Origin of the sequence: Alteromonas sp. 07-89-2 (assembly GCF_013113925.1) — a bacterium.
Taxonomy (GTDB): Bacteria; Pseudomonadota; Gammaproteobacteria; order Enterobacterales; family Alteromonadaceae; genus Alteromonas; species Alteromonas macleodii.
In genome coordinates this window covers 1-19,033 of the sequence record NZ_VTYM01000032.1, presented here as the reverse complement: position 1 = coordinate 19,033, position 19,033 = coordinate 1, and the positions used below count along the sequence as shown (strand labels likewise).

Here is a 19,033-nt window from a genome sequence, read left to right as displayed (position 1 = left end):
ACTCAAGAACCGGTGCTATTTAGAAGCTATACGAAACTTTTCCGTAAACAAAACGGCCTGTAAAACCGTAAGGCGAAAAGCCTGAATACGGGAATAAGCGCGAGAACGTAGTTACATCATCCACAAGTTCACGGGTTGTTTCTGGGTACACATCAAACAAATTGTTAGCACCAACAGAAACGGTAAGTCCTTCTGTTAACGCAATGCGAACGTCTAGGTCTGTGATCCACTCTGACGGAATGATTTCATTGCGTGCTTCAACTGACGATGGGTCTTCCACTTCACCATAACGAGTAGTACGTAAGGTTGTTGTGTAGCGGTCATAATTCCACGTAACACCTAAATTCAGTTTGCTGTCAGGCGAAGCCGTTTCGAAGCGACGTAGTTCAACATCATCGAACAAGTTAGCCTGGTCGAAGCCTGCATTTTGCAACACCTCAGGTGCATCGATAACACTTGTTACTTCGTTATCGTTAAAGTTGGCACCTGCGTTAAAGTTAAACGCACCATAATCTGACGTATTAAGCGTATAGGTAGAAACAATATCAACACCTTCCGTACGCGAATCTATCGCATTTAAGAAGAATCGTGCCTGATTAGCTCCCGTACCTGCAAGTAGCGCTTCTATACCCTCACCTGATAGGTTGTTAGACAGCACGATACGATCGTCAATATCAATGCGGTAAAAGTCTACTGTCAGGTTGAAATCAGCGGTTGGCGAGTAGGTAAAACCTGCGCTGTAGTTATTCGATTCTTCTGCATCAAGGCCCGGGCTACCCAGTGCTTGCGCAACATCGCTTGACGGCGCAAATGTGCCCGTCTCTGTTGGCTCGCCATCAACAAATACCGTCGCGATTGAGGTGAAGAATTGCTGTTGTAGCGATGGTGCTCTAAATCCGGTTGATACTGACGCTCGAAGTGCAAATGCATCACTCAGGGTTACACGGTGAGACATTTTCCAATTAAACGTGCTGCCGAAGTCAGAATAATCTTCATAGCGCCCTGCCACTGCTACGTTCCAGTTTTCTACAACGTCGGCTTCTACATCCACATAGAAGCTATAGTTATGACGGCTGTTTTCACCTGCAGATTCTGGTGTAAAGCCAGGGAATACTTGCGAACCAGCAGCACCAAACGGGCCGTCTACCGAGTCAGTCACCACGCCGCCAGGTCCAAACGAACCTTGTATGTAAGACCCTTCTTCACCTGCAGTTATTTCATAGCTCTCATGACGATATTCTGCGCCCATGGCGAAGTTCATTTCGCTGTAGAAATACCCGGTATCTACCAAACGCGACGCGTCAGCATTCACAATTGTGGTGTTGTATTCTAGCGTACCCGCGTCAAACTCAGTTTGACTCGTTGGACCTAAAGACGTGTTTAGGGTGTTGATAACACCATACTCAAGCTCATTACCACCATGTGTTACGGACAAGTCGTAATTCCACACATCGCCATAGCCCTTAATACCAGCAAGCAGCGACATATCGGTTATGTCAGTTTGAATAGAAGGTAGGAATCCGTCTGGATAAATTTCAACTACGTTTCGTGAATCTTGAGCACGACGGTAAAAGCCTCCGCCTACCGAATCACGAGTGCTGTAGCCTGCGGTAGTATAAAACTCAACGCTATCAGTAAGGGCTTTGCCCGCGTTTATGAACAAGGCGTAGTCTTCCACCTCACCATTTCCGTAAACGTGATTGTAGCGGTTGACCGTAAGCTCACGAGGGTCTAGGTTGCCGTCCGCGTCTCGCGCATAGTTTTCTCGCTGGTCGTAGTCCGAACGGTTCGCCTGTCCACGGTCGCGGTATTCACCTGATACGTTAACAAAGCCGTCATCTCCCCATTCGAAGCCTACGTTTCCGCGAAGGGTAAAGGTTTGTCCATCGGTAACGTCTCTGTCGCTTCCTTCAGCGAATGCTAAATTACCGTCAGCACCAACACTCACACCTTCAAGGTTAGGCACACCGTCCATTGTTGTAACGTTAGCACCATACGTTGCCGAGACTTCACCGCCTTCGGCAGCATCCTTCAAAACAATATTTATAACGCCGGCAATGGCATCTGAGCCGTACTGAGCCGCGGCACCGTCACGCAACACCTCAATACGCTTAATCGCATTAGCCGGGATAGCGTTTAAATCTACCGCTGAAGAGCCACGCCCCACCGAACCATTTAAATTAAGAAGCGCAGAGGTATGACGACGCTTACCATTAACTAATACCAGCGTGTGGTCTGGTGCTAAACCACGCAGCTGCGCTGGTCGTACGTGGTCGGTGCCATCGGTAATAGATGGCTGAGGGAAGTTAAAGCTGGGCAGTAACTGGTTTAAGATCATGTTGGTTTCAGTGAGCCCCGTTGCTTCTATAGATGAAGCATCGATAATATCGATAGGTACAGGGGAGTCATTGATGGTGCGACCAACGCGACGTGAACCTACAATTTGGATTTGCTCAACATTTTGCTCATCAACAGAAGCTTGCTCCTGTGCAAGCACTGACGAAGAAGAAAAAGCCATTCCTGCAATTGCAGAAGCAATGAGGGAAAGCTTGAAAGCAGAAGCGTTAAATTTTGCCGGTTGCATTGTGTTGTTCCTGAATTCTTTTAAATTTTACTTTTCGAAGTGTGTAGTTTTGTATTTCGTGAATCAAAAACGCGTTGAAATACAATATTTTCTTTCTGTTGTTGGGGTACTGCTAAACGCCAGATTGTCTGATCAGACTTATTATTATTAGAGATGAAAAGCACGCGGTGCTTGAAGGCTGAGTAAATCACAAAAAGATTCGCTCGCACAATACTAAAGTTGTAATAAATCCTTAATATCGACGACAGGCAGAATTTTGAAGATGAAGCGACGGAATCATCTATTGCACTGGTGGTAAGAGGCGGTAGGAAGGTGCCACCTTCACAAAAGGTAATTTGTGACTAGAGTACATAAAACCAAGAAAGCGCTCCGTTCAGAGCGCTTTTTATACTAAATTTGCACTAATGAGTGCCAAATAAGCGCTTATGCTTTTTTAAGCTTCTTCTTAAGCTTTTTCAGCTTTCCTTCTTGCTTAGAAATTTTCGCCTTAGTTGCTTTAATCGCTTTTTTTAACTCTTTTTTCTTAGCCATGATGTAAACCCTTATCTTTATTTGTAGTGTTCGCTTCACTCACATAACGTTTAGCAAAGCCGCTATTGATCGCCGTGTTTGGCAATAAATTCTCGAATAAAGTGTCTAACTTCACGAGCAGCAGAAGTGTCTAGGTCTTCGCATAACGCGATAAACTGGGCACGCTCTTCGTCGTTGATTCGAATAATCATCTGACTATTCTTTTTCTTCTTTTTACTGTTTTTTTCAGACACCTTAAATCCTTGCAAATACCAATACGTGCAGTATGTCGTTCAATGAGAATCTGCAAGTACTACCACATTATTCGAATACAAAATGTATAGCCTATGTATATACATTTCAAGGTGTTTTGAACTTTTCACCCTTATTTTTCATAAAAGCGTAATGCTAGTGTCACATTAGTGACTTCAGGCTAAGCCAAAGTAATTCCAATAAAAATGGAAACAACGAACTTACGTAAAATCAAAAGTGAAGTAGACCATGACACAAACACAATCTATAACTCACCTATCGTGTTTCATCGAAGCAGTAGCTATCGCTAAACAAAATAAATGCAGTAATTGCGACGATTTGAAAACACTGTTGCAGCAAAAGGGATACGAAGAGTTAGTTGCAATGGAAACTGTAGAAGAATTAAGCCCGCAGCTGCCCTTAGCGTCTTAATAGTCGTATTTTGAATAGGAATAGAAAAATGCTGTTTGCGCTTTTTATTTACACACTGTGTAGCCTACTGCTATTCAGCTTTTGCGAAATTACTAGCAAGCGTTTAAGCCAGAAACAAAAAACGGAAGCCTTGCTTCCGTTTTAAAAGAGCTATCAAATGATTATTTAGGCGACCAATCAAATTTTTTGAAAGGTTCGTCTACAGGCGTATCGGCCAAATGATTGGTATAATTACTCATCACTTTTTGCGCCAATATAAGTATGATTTCTAACAATTGCTGATGCTTGTATCCAGCACTGTAAAATGTGTCAAGCTGCGCATTATCAACATTACCTCGCCCGCGAGTTACAGCCAGCACAGTTTCTTTAAGCGTATTCAATTTGCTGTCAGACAGTGTTTCATCGTTTCGCAACTCTTCAATTAGGTCATCGCGCACTTTCATACTCTTAGCAATACCCGTGTGCGCTGGAACGCAGTAATGACACGCGTGCTCTACATTCACTGCCTGCCAAACCACCGTTAACTCTTCTGCATTGAACGATGTTTCTTGCGTTAGTTTATGCAGCACTTGATAGCCTTCAAGCAAAGTCGGCGCTTCTGCCATTACTGCATGTAGATTTGGAATCATTCCAAATGCTGCTTGCGAATTATCAAGTAAAGGCTTCGCTGCCTCTGGCGCACTCTCTTTCGTGTGTAAAGTAAAATCGCTCATGTCACTCTCCTATTGATGTGAACAAAAACTGCAAGCAACGCTTTGCGCTACTCACAACTCGTATGCCAATAATAATAGGTTTACTTGAACGATCGTTCAAGTGATAATTGAACATATGTTCAAAACATTCACGTATAAGGTATGCAGCGATGAAATATGACCACGATGAGATTATAGAAAAAGCCACTACGCTTTTTTGGCAACGAGGCTTTCAGGCGGCTGGCATGCGTGATATTCAGCAGGCATTGGATATGCGCCCCGGTAGTATTTATGCGCGTTTTCAAAGCAAAGAAGGTTTATTCAAACTTGTTGTTGAGCATTATGCAGACAACAGTGCAAAACGTTTAAAGCAAGTCACAGAAGCTCAATCACCTTTAGATGCTCTTTACCACTTTTTTGAAAAAGCATTAACTGGCCCCGACGAGCAACGCTACATGCGCCAGTGCTTGCTGGTTAAGTCTATTGCAGAATTAGAACTCATTGGTGATATTGCCAAAAAAGCTGTACTTGAGAGCATGCAAACCCTTAAGGCTGGTTTTAGAAATATTATTGAAGCATGTATCGAAAAAGGTGAGCTGCCTGAACATACGCCAACGTCAACAGCCGCAGAGTGGCTTCAAAATCAGTTCGTTGGCTTACGAGCGTTTGCCTTACTGCAAGACGATAATCAAACAACTATTAAGATGATAGACAAAGTCATTATCGATTTGAAAGGACAATGGCCACAACAAACACATTAATCTAGATGAAGGCTTACAAAAACTGACGCAGTGCATTTCATGAAAATTGCCGTGAAACCAGTTGGATGAGCCCTGATTTACTTAAATAAGCGGTTCGGAATGAACCGTTTAAACCAAGTGGAAAAACCATTTTTGTCCGTTTTCACATTAACGTAGTCTCGCTTTACCTCAACCCACTGTTCCTGGTCAACAGTCACTTTACCATCAACAAACGGTACATATAGCTGATCGCCTTCAAAGTGGGTTCTAAATTCTAAGTAAAAGTCGCCGTGTAACTCCTCAAGTAAGGTATCGGACTCCCCTAACCCGTTGGGGAGGAAGTAATGAAACCGAGTAAGAATAAGGCTTCCTTCAGCACTTAACTGGTAACTGCCTGCATAGCCATCCCAGCAGGCAGATATCACCTCAACCTTTTCAGGGTCAGGTTTACTCTTCAACTGATAAAAGTGTTTTTCACCTTCGTCTGCTGGATGCCCTTGCCAAATATAATAAAGGCTATAGCCTTTTAGATTAACCCACGGACATTGATTGGAGAACCCTTGCGAAAATTGTACGGTCATTCCTTTGAACCTTTGAAAAAGTGAAGTGAATTGATTTGAGTTCGGCAAGTGGCTAGATTTTGTAGCTTTTTAAACCTAAGCAGCAGCTAAGAGAACAGTAACCGCAACAACTGGGCGATAAGCAAAATCCCCATTAAGGGCCAAATCCACTTAGCCCATTTCGCAGCATCCTCATTACTGATTCGCATTTTAGAGCGTTCTATTAGCGGTATAATCAATGCTAGCGCACCAAATAACACCGCCAGTAAAATTAACACTTCCATTATCGTAACCCTATCGCATATTTGAGCACTTCTTGTTTAGCAGGCTCTATGCGCTGCGCTACAGAAAGAAGCTGGTTTCTTATCCATTTTATGGGGGCAACGTCATTGCTAAACAAGGTATAAAACCCATCCATTGCCGTCATCATCACCAAATTATCTCGCTTTCGTGGCTTTTCATAATTGCTGATAAGCCTTTGAGAAAATACTTTATCGGTTAGCGACAATGCGTCGTCGCAACCGAATGGCTTGAATTCAGCACACACAGAAAGAAAGGTTTCTACATCTTTAAAACCTAAATTAACACCCTGTCCGGCAAGCGGATTAATAGTGTGCGCTGCATCACCAACTAACGCACAACAGCCTTTCACATAGTGATTGGCATGAGCACGCGTGAGTGGAAAAATCGCTTTATCAATAATTGAAAAGCTATTGCCATTTCTGGTCAATTCATCTGGAAACGTTTTAAGAATTTCACTTTCAAGTTGGTTCGCTTTTAAACTTTTAATCCGTTTGAGTTCGTCAGGCGAGTCATACCAAACTAGCGAAGCGAAGTTATCAAACATAGGTAAAAAGGCTTTAGGGCCACTCGATGTAAACTGCTGCCAGGTTACAGGTTCAACGGCGTTCTCCATCTTTATGGTGATCCCCATCGCCTGCTGCGCATATTGCCAACCTGTGGTGCCAATGCCCGCCGCCTTTCTTACCTGAGAGTTTGCGCCATCTGCGCCTACAAGCCAGCTCGCTTCAATGGTTCTGCCATTCGAAAGACTGACCTTAGCCGTATTCGTTAATTGAATATCTTGCACCGTTTGTCCGGTAATGAGCTCAACATTGTCAAACTGCTTTAATGCGTGGTGGCACCCCAGTTGCAATAATCGGTTTTCCACAAAAAAGCCTAGTTGGGGCATGTCGATACTTTGTGCGGTAAAGTCTGTTCGATGGGCTGGGTCGTCCCACACGCTTAGGCCTGTGTAAGGTTTAACACGCATGGCGGCTATGTGTTCCCAAGCGCCAAGGGCTTTTAACAGCGTTACCGATGCTTCGCTGATGGCTGAAACCCTTAAGTCAGGCCCCTTCTCAGCGTTAAAAGGTGCTGGTAGATACGGCTCTATCACTGCTACTTTAAACTGCTGCTGAGCAAGCCCCAACGCAAGTGCAGCACCTACCATACCGCCGCCATTTATACAAAAATCGACCATTTACTCTCCTTAAAACACGCACTTGCATTATGTCTTAAAACACAAAGCGCTGTGAAGTAAAACGTAGAACTGGCTTGCCCTAGATCAATTCTTAACGAATCGTCTCAAGATACTGGGAATATGCTTGCATAACAGGTAAAATATGCGGCTATTTTGAACATCTTCCTGTAACTGACATTATCAGTGTTTTTTACGTGGTGATTTAAGCGCTTCACGTAAAACAACATTCTGGCAGCCACCTTTTCTAAACAACGGTGAAACTGCTCTCACTTACAGGAACACTAACAGGTTATCGAATAGTTGTTATGACTAAAAAGCTGTATATCAAAACCTGGGGCTGCCAAATGAACGAGTACGACTCGGAGAAAATGGCAGACTTACTAGACTCAACGCATGGCTACAGTGCTGCAGAAAGTGCTGAAGAAGCCGATGTAATTTTGCTTAACACATGCTCAATTCGTGAAAAAGCACAGGAAAAGGTGTTCCACCAGCTAGGCCGTTGGAAAACACTTAAGCAAGATAAACCTGAACTTATTATCGGTGTAGGCGGCTGTGTAGCCTCTCAAGAGGGCGATACCATCCGTCAGCGCGCGCCGTTCGTAGACTTAGTTTTTGGTCCACAAACACTGCACCGCTTGCCTGAAATGATCAATCAGCTTCAGGGCGGCGCAAAGTCAGTCATTGACGTAAGCTTCCCGGAAATTGAAAAATTTGACCGTTTGCCTGAGCCACGTGCTGAAGGTCCAACGGCGTTCGTTTCAATCATGGAAGGCTGTTCAAAATACTGCACATTCTGTGTTGTGCCTTACACCCGCGGTGAAGAAGTAAGCCGTCCTGTTGACGACGTGTTGCTTGAAATCGCTCAGCTTGCAGGTCAAGGCGTGCGTGAAGTAAATCTTCTAGGTCAAAACGTTAACGCGTATCGCGGTGAAAATTACGACGGTACAATTTGTCGTTTCTCTGAGCTGCTTGAATTGGTAGCGGCCATCGACGGTATCGACAGAATTCGTTACACCACCTCACACCCGGTTGAATTTACTGATGACATTATAGAAGCATACGCGTCTATTCCGGAGTTAGTAGACCACCTACATTTGCCTGTTCAAAGCGGCTCTGACCGTATATTGAACTTGATGAAGCGTGGCCATACAGCAATCGAATACAAGTCTAAAATGCGTAAGCTGAAGAAAATTCGCCCGAACATTAGCTTGTCGAGCGACTTCATTATTGGTTTCCCAGGTGAAACAGATGCTGACTTTGAAGCCACCATGGATTTGATTCAGGCAGTCGATTACGACCTTAGCTTCAGCTTTATTTACAGTGCTCGCCCGGGTACGCCTGCTGCCGACGCAGTAGATGACGTAAGTGAAGAAACTAAGAAGCAACGTCTTCACCTGCTACAGCAGCGTATTACGCAACAGGCTCTTCGTATTGCTCGTCACATGGTTGGCACAGAGCAGCGAATTTTGGTTGAAGGTCCGTCAAAGAAAAACCCAATGGAGCTTTCGGGACGTACTGAAAATAACCGTGTAGTGAACTTTGAAGGTACGCCTGACATGATTGGCGAATTCGTTGACGTGAACATCACTGACGTATTCACTAACTCACTACGTGGCGAAGTTGTGCGCAGAGAGAGCGAAATGGGCTTGCGTGTTGCCGTTTCGCCCCAATCTATCATGGCAAAGCATCAGGCAGATTTGCCCGATGAGCTTGGCGTGGGTCAATTTAACCCAGCCTAAATACATTTTATAGCGAGGAAAAAAGTAGCTTGAGTACATTGGTTAGTAACGAATTTGAATTAGAACCGGCAGATAGCAAACGTTTGTCGAGTTTATGTGGCCCCTTTGATGACAACATTAAACAAATTGAGCGCAGGTTAGGCGTAGAGATTACCTACCGAAATAACGCATTCAAGGTGTTGGGTGAACCGCAGCAAATAAAAAGTGCCAGCGAATTACTTAAGCTTCTTTATGTAGAAACTCAGCCTATTAAGGGCCGTATTCCCGAGCTAGAAGCAGAACAAGTTCATCTTGCCATTCAAGAAGCCCGCGTTATTGAAAAAGACGCAACCGGCGGCTACGGCAAAGAAGTGAATATTAAGACTAAGCGCGGTGTGATTAAGCCGCGTAACCCTAACCAAGCGCAATATGTGGCGAACATTGTAAACCACGATATTACTTTTGGTATTGGACCTGCCGGTACGGGTAAAACCTACCTAGCGGTCGCTGCTGCTGTGGACGCGCTTGAGCGACAAGAAATTCGCCGTATCTTGCTTACCCGCCCAGCGGTAGAAGCGGGTGAAAAGCTCGGTTTCTTACCCGGCGACCTTTCACAAAAAGTTGACCCCTACCTTCGTCCGCTTTACGACGCCCTATTTGAAATGTTGGGCTTCGAGAAAGTAGAAAAGCTTATGGAACGCAACGTCATTGAAGTTGCACCGCTGGCCTATATGCGCGGTCGAACGCTGAACGATGCCTTTATTATCCTGGATGAAAGTCAAAACACCACGGTAGAGCAAATGAAAATGTTCTTGACCCGAATTGGCTTCAATTCAAAAGCGGTAATCACCGGTGACATCACACAGGTAGACTTACCTCGCGGTGCAAAATCAGGTCTTCGTCATGCTATTGAAGTGTTAAGTGAAGTGGATGACATTTCTTTCAACTTCTTTAACGCTGAAGACGTGGTCCGCCACCCTGTGGTTGCGCGTATCGTAAGAGCCTATGAAGTGCACGACGCTGAACAAGAGCGTCTTCGCAAAGCACGTAAAGAAGAAGCGTTGCGACTTCAACGTGAACAGGCTTCTCAAGACGATAATGCCACGCAAACGAAAGACGACAACGTATCGTGAGCGCCATTATTGATGTACAGCAAGCCTTTGAAGGTGACGAGGCCATTTTGTCGGCCATTCCCTCACCTGCGGAACTCGAGCTTTGGGCTAACGCCGTGCTCAAGTACGAAGGGTTAGCTGAGCAAGAAGTGACCATTCGCTTTACTGACGAAGCCGAAAGTCAAAGCCTTAACCATGAATACAGAGGAAAAGATAAACCCACAAATGTTTTATCTTTTCCGTTTGAAGCGCCTCCAGGTATAGAAATAAACCTTTTAGGCGACCTGGTTATTTGTGCCCCCGTTATTAGTCGAGAAGCCGAAGAACAGCATAAAGACGTAAGCAACCACTACGCGCACATGACTGTTCACGGGCTATTGCATTTAATGGGTTACGACCATATTGATGATGCGGAAGCTGAGGTAATGGAAAGCAAGGAAATTGATATTCTTGCGCACCTTGGCATTGCTAATCCTTACGAATATATTGATTAACAATTCAATATAAACCATTGTTAGTTAAGTACTTTAACACTTAATAACAATAAAACATTGACGACCAGCGAGAACCATTTTAACGTTGGCGTTGAACTAACAATTAAACGGACATTATGAGCGACGATAATCCTCACTCTACCAACGGCTCATCAGGCAAGAGTTGGTTAGATAAACTAAAAAATTCAATTTCTGGCGAGCCGAGAAGTAAAGAAGAGTTAGTATCGGTTATTACTGATGCTGAACAGAACGAAATCATAGACCCACAAACCCGCGAAATGATTGAAGGGGTTATTGGGGTAAATGAAATGCGAGTAAGGGATATCATGATCCCTCGCGCTCAAATGACCACCATCGATGTAGAGCAAAAGGTAGAAGAGTTTTTACCTGTAATGCTTGAATCTGCTCACTCCCGTTTCCCCGTTATCAGCGAAGATAAAGACCACATCGAAGGTATTTTGTTAGCAAAAGATCTTTTAGCTTTTGCATTTAACGCGGAAAAAGAATTCAACCTTCGCGATATTCTGCGCCCTGCGGTTATTGTCCCAGAAAGTAAACGCGTGGACGTTCTGCTTAAAGAGTTCCGTCAGCAACGCTACCACATGGCCATTGTTGTAGATGAATATGGCGGTGTGTCTGGTCTAGTCACGATTGAAGATATCCTTGAAATTATCGTGGGTGAAATTGAAGACGAATACGATACGGAAGAAGATGGTACCGATGATATTCGCCCGTTAAATAAATCAACATACTCAGTTAAAGCCTTAACGCCGGTTGACGAATTTAACGAGTTTTTTGAAACCAAGTTTAGCGAAGAAGAAGCCGACACTATTGGCGGTATTGTTCTGAAAGCGTTTGGTCATATGCCTGAAACCAATGACGAAATCACCATTGACGACATTCAATTTAAAGTGACTAACTCTGATAAGCGCCGACTTATCCAACTTAAGGTTTCAGTGCCTTCGCTCGAATAGTGAAGTAACGCAAACTACGCCTGTTTCAGCATAGGGCAGCATGATTTTATTCGTGCTCACCCTATGTTGACGTAACAACTCTATTAACCACGATCAGATGACTCCTATGCTGAAACGGTTTACCCCCCACCTTCTTCTTTTACTAAGTGGTGCAAGCTTAACCCTTGCTTTCGCTCCCTTTAACATGTGGCTTTTAACTATTCCTGCGCTTGCACTTGCTATACGTCAGGTGATAAAGCTCAGACATCGCCCATTTTTAGCCGGATGGCTGTTCGGTGCGGGATGGTTTGGAGCGGGTATAAGCTGGGTTCATGTGAGTATTGCCGACTTTGGCGGGCTTCCCATTGCGGCATCTATTGGCATTATGGCGTTGCTATGTGGTTACTTATCGCTTTATCCTGCGCTTGCCACCAAGTTAACCGCCAAGTACTTCTCTCCCCACTTGTGGCCAATGGCGTTACCTCTTTTCTGGGTTGCGGCGGAGTGGCTACGAAGCTGGATGCTAACCGGCTTTCCATGGTTATCTTTAGGGTATAGTCAATTAGAGAGCCCTCTTTCAGGCTTTGCGCCAATCATCGGAGAAACGGGAATAAGCGCGCTTATCGTTATCAGCGCTACGCTATTTGCGTTGATACACAATAAGCGAACTTTCGCCAACGCAGTGCTAGTGGCGCTGTGCTTATTTACCAGTGGCTACCTTCTTAAACAACATACTTGGGTTGCCCCCCAAAAAACCTACTCAGTAGGCATGGCTCAAGGCAACATCGCGCAAAGTCTGCGATGGGTGCCAGAGCAAGATGGTCCAACCATGGAAACCTATTGGAAATTAACTGAAAGCTTATGGGATAACGACCTTATCATTTGGCCTGAAGCCGCGGTTCCAAAGCTTGAGCCATTAGCCCAACCTTATCTTGCTAAAGTTAACGAAAGAGCCTTTCAAGAGAACACGGCACTTATTACGGGTATTGTTAATTACAACTGGGAAACTGATGAAGCGTGGAACAACCTAATTGTGCTAGGTAAACGTACGCCAGATGCCGCTTATCCCGACTATCAATATTTCCACAACAACCGATTTTCGAAACATCATCTATTGCCCGTAGGCGAATTCGTACCTTTTGAAGACTGGCTTCGCCCGCTCGCTCCCCTATTCGATTTACCTATGTCATCATTCTCTCGAGGTGACTATCAACAGGCAAACCTTGAAGCTAACGGCATTCACCTAGCCCCCGCTATCTGTTTTGAAATTGCGTTTCCTCATCAAGTGATGGCAAATGTATACGAAAATACCGACATGATCATAACCGTGAGTAATGATGCGTGGTTTGGTCACTCACATGGGCCTGCTCAGCATTTGCAGATAGCGCAAATGCGCGCCCTTGAGTTAGGCCGCCCTGTCGTTAGAGCGACAAATAATGGCATTACGGCTTTTATAGACCACAGAGGCGAATTAACTGCTCGGCTACCTCAATTCATGGCAGGTAATATTTCGGCGCCTGTTGTCGCAACCAGAGGGTTTACACCGTATTACCATCTTCAAGAGCTAGGTGTTTGGTTTATAGTTATCGCGCTGATGACTGCTGCTTTGATAGTTAGAAGGCAATAGAACTTTTAGTCACTTTGCTCCATTCTGCGATTGATGATTCTTTGATGCTAGATTTTAAGTTAGCAAAAATTTAATCAATATCTCAGTGGTTTAAACGAAACTAATTGCAAGGAAGCTCTACGTGAAGGATAAAGAAAAAATCGCGGTATTTATTGACGCTGATAACGCACCGGCTCAGAAAATCGATAAGGTACTTTCTGAACTAGCTCGTTACGGCGTTGTTAATATCAGAAAAGCATACGGAAATTGGAAGAACCAAAACTTAAAACCATGGGAAGATGTCCTCCATGAGTTTGCGATTCAGCCAATACAGCAGTTTGACCTCACCAAAGGTAAAAATGCAACAGACATGGCATTAGTTATTGATGTAATGGATGTATTGTACACAAAGGATATAGACGTTATTTGCCTTGTATCATCAGATTGCGACTTTACACCTTTGGTAACTCGCTCATTAGCTGATGGGAAATATGTCATAGGCTTTGGAGAGCGAAAAGCGCCTTTAGCTTTCGTAAATAGTTGTTCTCGGTTCCTTTATTTGGACAAGGAAAATGAGAAAGAAGTTCTGATTCAAAAAGATACGAAGAACATCAAAAGCGACACTAGGTTGATGAACTTGTTAAGACAAGCAGTTGAAGCTGTGGAAGATGATGAAGGGTGGGCGATGTTAGGCCCAATTGGAACACATATTTCAAACCATGCATCCTTCGATCAACGCAATTATGGATTCAAGAAACTGAGTGATTTATTTCAAGCCATAGATCTTTTTGAAATGAAGAAAACTAATGGTTCTGTGCTATGGGTTAGAGACAAGAAAAAAGCGAAGCAAATTGGCAAATCAAAATACGCAGCGCCAAAATACTAGACGCTGCGTAAGTCAATACCTTTGAACGACATCCAACTATATATTAGCTATCACCTGCCGCCTGAATAGCAGTAAGTGCTATGGTAAATACAATATCGTCTACCAATGCACCGCGACTTAAATCGTTAACGGGCTTTCGCATGCCTTGCAGCATTGGGCCAATACACACTAGATCGAAGCTACGCTGTACCGCTTTGTAAGTGGTATTTCCGGTATTGAGGTCAGGAAAAACAAACACGTTTGCCTTACCAGCAACAGGGCTATTTGGTGCCTTGCTCTTGCCCACACTTTCGATAGCCGCTGCATCGTATTGAAGTGGACCATCAATAAGTAAATCAGGGCGAAGGCTTTGCGCAATTTTGGTCGCTTCTCTCACCTTTTCTACATCGCTTCCTGCACCTGACGAACCAGTGCTGTAGCTAATCATCGCAACCCGCGGTTCAATGCCAAACATTTGTGCAGATTCCGCAGATTGAATAGCGATATCAGCGAGCTGTTGAGCGTTGGGATCTGGGTTAATTGCACAGTCGCCGTAAACCAAAACTTGGTCAGGCAACAGCATAAAAAATACTGACGACACCAAAGACGCGTTTTCAGCGGTCTTTATTAACTGGAGCGCTGGGCGAATAGTGTTCGCAGTTGTATTTACTGCACCTGACACTAATCCATCCACGTCTTCTTGCTGAAGCATCATCGTGCCCAGAGTTACGTTATCTTCTAACAACTCTTGGGCAACCACTTCCGTCACACCTTTATGGCCGCGTAGCGCCACTAAGCTCTCAACATAGTCTTTTTTAATGGCCGACGGCGAGAGAATTTCAACGCCTTCGCTCAGTACAACACCTTGCTGTTCTGCTACCCGCCTAATCTCAGTTTCATCGCCTAGCAATACAGGACGAGCAAGACCCCGTTTGGCACAAATAGAGGCCGCGACCACGGTTCTTGGCTCGTTTCCTTCAGGAAGCACAATGCGTTTATTTACCTGCCTTGCACGGTTTGTTAGGTAAAAACGAAACGCTGATGGAGAGAGTTTTTTCTGGCGCGACACTTTTTGGGTAAGTGAATTTACCCATCTTGCGTCTAAACTTTCCGCTGTGTGAACCATCACCTTTTCAATGCGTTTACTGTCATCTACAGGTACTTCCTGATTAAAAGCGTGAAGTGCTTGTGCTGTTTGCCACGTATTGGAATTTACCAGCATAACCGGTAAACCCGTTTCCATGGCCTGGCTACACAACGCCATAATGTTTTCATCCGGCTGATAGCCGCCAGTAAGCAAGAGCGCGCCTAGCTTTGTGCCGTTTAATGCAGCTAAACAGCACGACACGAAAACATCGCCGCGATCACCCGACATTACAAGTAGCGCCCCCGGCTTTAAGGTGTGCGTCATGTTGTGAATTTCTCGCGCGCAAAACGTGACGCTACTTAAACGCCGCTCAGCCAACTCGCCTTCGTTTAACAAACTAGCGTTAAGATGCTTCGCTACGTCGGTGGCGCGAGGAGACACTAAATCAGCGCTCCAGTCAATTGTGCCAAGTAGACTCAAGCCCTTTTTGAAAATAGGCAAATCACGTAACGCTTGGGTTCGCTCTTCGTCGTGCTCAGGGGCTTCTATTGCGCCAATATCAGCGCGTAAGCGACCATGTTCATCAAAAGGCGCGTTAACCTTGTTGAAGATACAGCCCACTACTTTTTGACTTTTGTGACCGCCATAGGTGTCTACAACGATTTCGAGGCGATGATTGATATCTGTGGTCGACTCATTTCCCGGCACAGCCACGAAAACGATGTCGGCATCAAGTGCCCGACTAATTTCTAAATTCAGGCGCTCTGCATAAGGATGATGGCGAGTTGTCACCAATCCTTCAATAACAGTAACAGCCTCTTGAACACTGCTTTCTTCAAACCGCTCGATGATCTCCTCTAAGAGCTCATCGGTGCTGTCGTTACTGATCATTCGCTCTACGTATTCAAGCTCGAAAGGCGTGATGGGAGACACACTGGCATGGTGCGCAATAATTGCTGTAGAGCGCTCTTCGCCGTTATCGCCTTTGCGTGGCTGTGCAACGGGCTTAAAGAAATTGAGCTTTATGCCTTGTTCCTCGATAGCACGAACAAGGCCCATGCTGACCGTAGTTAGGCCCACACTGGTACCCACGGGGATCAACATAATTCTGCGAGACATAGTTACTCCTGCTTTTGCTAACGCGTTGGCGTTGCTTATATAATTTACGCGAAGGTTGCAGCTTCTGCGGCTATCACCCATTCTTCATTTGTAGGCACAACATAAACTGCCGTTGATGCGGTATCAGCGGTAATCTTTCCACCTTGACCAAATCGCGCGTCGGTATTTCTTTGCTCATCTAAGCTAATTCCAAAGTGGGCGAAATACCCCATAGTTGTCTCACGAATAAGCGATGAGTTCTCCCCTATTCCGCCTGTAAATACAATAGCGTCTAACGTGGGCACGGCTACCATATAACCCGCGATGTATTTAGCTAAGCGATAGCAAAAGATTTCAATGGCCAATAGTGCACCTTCGTGACCTTCAAGCGCCGCATCTTCAAGGGTTCGACAATCGTTACTTAGCTCTGAGATACCAAGTAATCCAGACTGTTTATTCAGTAAATCACTTATCTCATCTGCGGTTTTGCCAAGCTTCTTCTGCAACGTTCCCGGTAGACTCGGATCTAAGTCGCCACAGCGAGTGCCCATAACTAAGCCTTCAAGAGGAATAAAGCCAAGGCTTGTGTCTACCGCCACACCTTTTTCTATAGCCGACACACTGCAGCCATTGCCTAGGTGGGCACTGATAATGCTGGTATCTGAAGCCGGCTTCTCAAGAATTTTTGCCATGCTATCAAGTATGAACTTGTGACTGGTTCCATGGAATCCGTAGCGTCTTATGCCGTGCTCACGATAAAGCGACATGGGTAAAGCATAAATAAAGGCTTTTTGGGGTAAGGTTTGAAAGAAAGAAGTATCAAATACGACTACGTGAGGCAGGTCAGGGTAAGCCTCTTGCGCCGTGACGATCCCCTTTAGGTTCGCCATATTATGAAGCGGAGCCATGCTTGCATAATCTTCAATTGCTTTTAGTACGCTATCATCGACAAGTGCAGCCTGCTTAAACTTTTCACCACCATGAACAACACGATGCCCTATTGCGATAGGCTTAACGCCCGTACTAGCGATAACTTCTGAAATTGCGCTTAACGCTTCGGTATGGCCAGCTTTTTCAGGTAGTGCGCGTTTTTCTTTTTTGCCGTTTAACTTGTAAGACAAACTAGTATCACTATTACCTAGTGCTTCAGCAATACCAGACAGTCCAGCCTCTCCAGTGTCAGCGTCAATTATCGCGAACTTTACGGACGAACTGCCGCAATTTAAAACTATAACTTCTTTCTTCATTTTTTTAATTTACAAATAAAAGTGGTAAGACATTTTGCTTAACCAAATTGTAGCATTTATAAACAACTGGATTGGTTAAACAATTGCTAAATGTTTTATAAAAAACATCGCATACACTTATTGTATGTGAGGTTTTTTCTCAATATTTATTGAAAAGCACGCGATTCATTTCATGCCGTAAAAAAAGAAACAAATAAAACCAATAAATACATACACTTAAAATTAAATCCAAGTTTTTTGGAAAAAATATGCATTTTCTTTCTTGAAAAGTATTTGGGCCATTCCTATATATGTTTTGTCGGCGCTGAAAGGTCAGGTCGACAAAACCGCCGCCGCAGAGTCGGGGCATTTAAACTTTTAACATATTGCTTAATTTTGAGGATATGACTATGCGTACTATCGATCTATCTCCACTTTACCGTTCATTCATTGGTTCTGATCACCTAGCGTCATTAATTGATGCAGCATCTCGTGCTGAGAAGCAAAGTACCTACCCGCCGTATAACATAGAGTTACTTGGCGATGACAAGTATCGTGTAACCATGGCCATTGCCGGCTTTAGTAAAGACGACGTTTCTATTCAGGTTGAAGAAAACACGTTGACGATTACGGGCACGAAGAAAACGGAAGCGGACGATAAAGAAAGCAAAGAGCGTAAGTTCTTGCACAAGGGTATTTCAGAGCGTAACTTTGAGCGTAAATTCCAACTTGGCGACCATGTAAAAGTGCTAGCTGCAGATATGGAAAACGGTCTGTTACACATCGATATGGAGCGAGTCATTCCTGAAGCCAAGAAGCCTCGTCAAATAGAGATTGGTTCTCGTTTAATTGAAAATTAATAGTTAGTTTCTTGGTTTGTTTCCCAACTTTTAGCGGCGCCTTTCGGCGCCGTTTTTTTTGGGCTTAAAAAAATCGCTTTTAGTTGGCGCTTACCCATTACTCAAGCGTTGTTGATTTCAATGGCGTAATCAGCTTTACCCGATTCACCAGACTTAAAGTTACCTCGTAGGTTTTTCCCCGTCAGTTCACCTGTAGCAGACCCTTCAATTGATATAAATTCGCTGCTTGCAACTCCATTCTCAAACTTACCGGCATGCTGAAAAGTAACTGTGCCGCGCATACCGTTTACTACGCCAACGAAGGTTTCAAACCCGGTAAATTTGGCAGACATCTGAGATTGATAAGACATCAAAAACTCGACATTAGATTCGCCACTCATTTCACCAGAATACACCTGCTTAATACTAGCGTGAGATACCTTAATTCCCTCTGATCTTTCACTAAGTGTGTCTTCGTCCCATTGAGTAATGGAAAAGCTTCCTTTGAACGCCATAAATATCTCTTTATAAATGGTTTTTAGTTATAAACTGTAAACCCTAGCTTCTCAGAAAGGAAAAAACAGTCCGCAAATTGTAACAGGGTGTTTAGGGCCTGTTGACCTTTGTTGTACATTTTTGCAGCGGTCTGTGTGCCATCTAGACAAGGCGAATGTTTGGCGGTTTAGTGGTTCTAAATCGAGAACATTCAACGCAGTATAGATGGCACAAAGGCGCTGCCCGAAGGGGTCGTTATGGAAGCCTTTTACTCTTTGTCACAGTCC

Annotated in this window: 18 protein-coding genes; 9 read left to right on the top strand and 9 right to left on the bottom strand. The window is 44.4% G+C overall.

The genetic code is table 11. The features are described from left to right. Positions 1–19: 19 nt before the first annotated feature. Both F0261_RS17470 and F0261_RS17465 read right to left on the bottom strand, forming a co-directional pair. Entirely contained in the window at positions 20–2,584 is a 2,565-nt protein-coding gene (locus F0261_RS17470; RefSeq protein ID WP_171338559.1) for a TonB-dependent siderophore receptor, read from the bottom strand. A 593-nt stretch (positions 2,585–3,177) separates the two neighbouring features. Next, complete coding sequence (locus F0261_RS17465; protein ID WP_171338558.1) at positions 3,178–3,348, bottom strand: hypothetical protein; 171 nt, start codon at positions 3,346–3,348, stop codon at positions 3,178–3,180. A gap of 247 nt (positions 3,349–3,595) precedes the next feature. Here F0261_RS17465 and F0261_RS17460 point away from each other — a divergent pair, with 247 nt between their 5' ends. Beyond that, a complete protein-coding gene (locus F0261_RS17460; RefSeq protein ID WP_014976139.1) occupies positions 3,596–3,778 on the top strand; it encodes a hypothetical protein in 183 nt (60 codons plus the stop codon). A 161-nt stretch (positions 3,779–3,939) separates the two neighbouring features. Here the strand turns inward: F0261_RS17460 and F0261_RS17455 are convergent, their stop codons facing one another. Further along, the gene (locus F0261_RS17455; protein WP_171338557.1) at positions 3,940–4,491 is read right to left on the bottom strand and encodes a carboxymuconolactone decarboxylase family protein; all 552 of its coding nucleotides are present in this window, start codon (positions 4,489–4,491) and stop codon (positions 3,940–3,942) included. A gap of 149 nt (positions 4,492–4,640) precedes the next feature. Between F0261_RS17455 and F0261_RS17450 the strand changes: the two genes are divergently transcribed. Next, complete coding sequence (locus tag F0261_RS17450) at positions 4,641–5,231, top strand: TetR/AcrR family transcriptional regulator (RefSeq protein ID WP_171338556.1); 591 nt, start codon at positions 4,641–4,643, stop codon at positions 5,229–5,231. A 77-nt stretch (positions 5,232–5,308) separates the two neighbouring features. Here the strand turns inward: F0261_RS17450 and F0261_RS17445 are convergent, their stop codons facing one another. From F0261_RS17445 to F0261_RS17435, 3 genes are all read right to left on the bottom strand, one after another. After that, on the bottom strand, positions 5,309–5,791 hold the full coding sequence (locus tag F0261_RS17445) for a hypothetical protein (RefSeq protein ID WP_171338555.1): 483 nt from the start codon (positions 5,789–5,791) through the stop codon (positions 5,309–5,311). An 86-nt stretch (positions 5,792–5,877) separates the two neighbouring features. After that, on the bottom strand, positions 5,878–6,054 hold the full coding sequence (locus F0261_RS17440; RefSeq protein ID WP_014948996.1) for a hypothetical protein: 177 nt from the start codon (positions 6,052–6,054) through the stop codon (positions 5,878–5,880). Beyond that, the gene (locus tag F0261_RS17435; protein ID WP_014978880.1) at positions 6,054–7,253 is read right to left on the bottom strand and encodes an FAD-dependent monooxygenase; all 1,200 of its coding nucleotides are present in this window, start codon (positions 7,251–7,253) and stop codon (positions 6,054–6,056) included. Before F0261_RS17435 ends, F0261_RS17440 begins: the two co-directional genes overlap by 1 nt. A gap of 305 nt (positions 7,254–7,558) precedes the next feature. On the opposite strand from F0261_RS17435, the gene miaB reads away from it, so the two are divergent. From miaB to F0261_RS17405, 6 genes are all read left to right on the top strand, one after another. Continuing rightward, complete coding sequence (miaB, locus tag F0261_RS17430) at positions 7,559–8,992, top strand: tRNA (N6-isopentenyl adenosine(37)-C2)-methylthiotransferase MiaB (RefSeq protein WP_014948994.1); 1,434 nt, start codon at positions 7,559–7,561, stop codon at positions 8,990–8,992. Between the two features lie 29 nt (positions 8,993–9,021). Then, positions 9,022–10,104, top strand: a complete 1,083-nt coding sequence (locus F0261_RS17425; protein WP_014978879.1) for a PhoH family protein — start codon at positions 9,022–9,024, stop codon at positions 10,102–10,104. After that, the gene (gene ybeY, locus F0261_RS17420; protein WP_171338554.1) at positions 10,101–10,577 is read left to right on the top strand and encodes an rRNA maturation RNase YbeY; all 477 of its coding nucleotides are present in this window, start codon (positions 10,101–10,103) and stop codon (positions 10,575–10,577) included. Before F0261_RS17425 ends, ybeY begins: the two co-directional genes overlap by 4 nt. Positions 10,578–10,693: 116 nt before the next feature. Then, positions 10,694–11,551: a CNNM family magnesium/cobalt transport protein CorC gene (corC, locus tag F0261_RS17415; RefSeq protein ID WP_014978878.1), complete on the top strand. Its 858-nt coding sequence runs from the start codon at positions 10,694–10,696 to the stop codon at positions 11,549–11,551. Positions 11,552–11,657: 106 nt separating this feature from the next. Further along, entirely contained in the window at positions 11,658–13,157 is a 1,500-nt protein-coding gene (gene lnt / locus F0261_RS17410; protein WP_171338553.1) for an apolipoprotein N-acyltransferase, read from the top strand. Between the two features lie 121 nt (positions 13,158–13,278). After that, positions 13,279–14,022, top strand: a complete 744-nt coding sequence (locus F0261_RS17405; protein ID WP_014978876.1) for an NYN domain-containing protein — start codon at positions 13,279–13,281, stop codon at positions 14,020–14,022. Positions 14,023–14,065: 43 nt separating this feature from the next. Here the strand turns inward: F0261_RS17405 and pta are convergent, their stop codons facing one another. Both pta and F0261_RS17395 read right to left on the bottom strand, forming a co-directional pair. Beyond that, the gene (pta, locus tag F0261_RS17400) at positions 14,066–16,207 is read right to left on the bottom strand and encodes a phosphate acetyltransferase (protein WP_014978875.1); all 2,142 of its coding nucleotides are present in this window, start codon (positions 16,205–16,207) and stop codon (positions 14,066–14,068) included. Positions 16,208–16,251: 44 nt separating this feature from the next. Continuing rightward, positions 16,252–17,433 carry an acetate kinase gene (locus F0261_RS17395; RefSeq protein ID WP_171338552.1) on the bottom strand — a complete coding sequence of 394 codons (1,182 nt, stop codon included), beginning with the start codon at positions 17,431–17,433 and terminating at the stop codon, positions 16,252–16,254. 389 nt (positions 17,434–17,822) lie between these two features. On the opposite strand from F0261_RS17395, the gene F0261_RS17390 reads away from it, so the two are divergent. Next, positions 17,823–18,272, top strand: coding sequence for an Hsp20 family protein (locus tag F0261_RS17390; protein WP_014976128.1), 450 nt, complete (start codon positions 17,823–17,825; stop codon positions 18,270–18,272). A 101-nt stretch (positions 18,273–18,373) separates the two neighbouring features. Here the strand turns inward: F0261_RS17390 and F0261_RS17385 are convergent, their stop codons facing one another. Further along, entirely contained in the window at positions 18,374–18,766 is a 393-nt protein-coding gene (locus F0261_RS17385; RefSeq protein WP_014978874.1) for a DUF3224 domain-containing protein, read from the bottom strand. Positions 18,767–19,033: the final 267 nt, after the last annotated feature.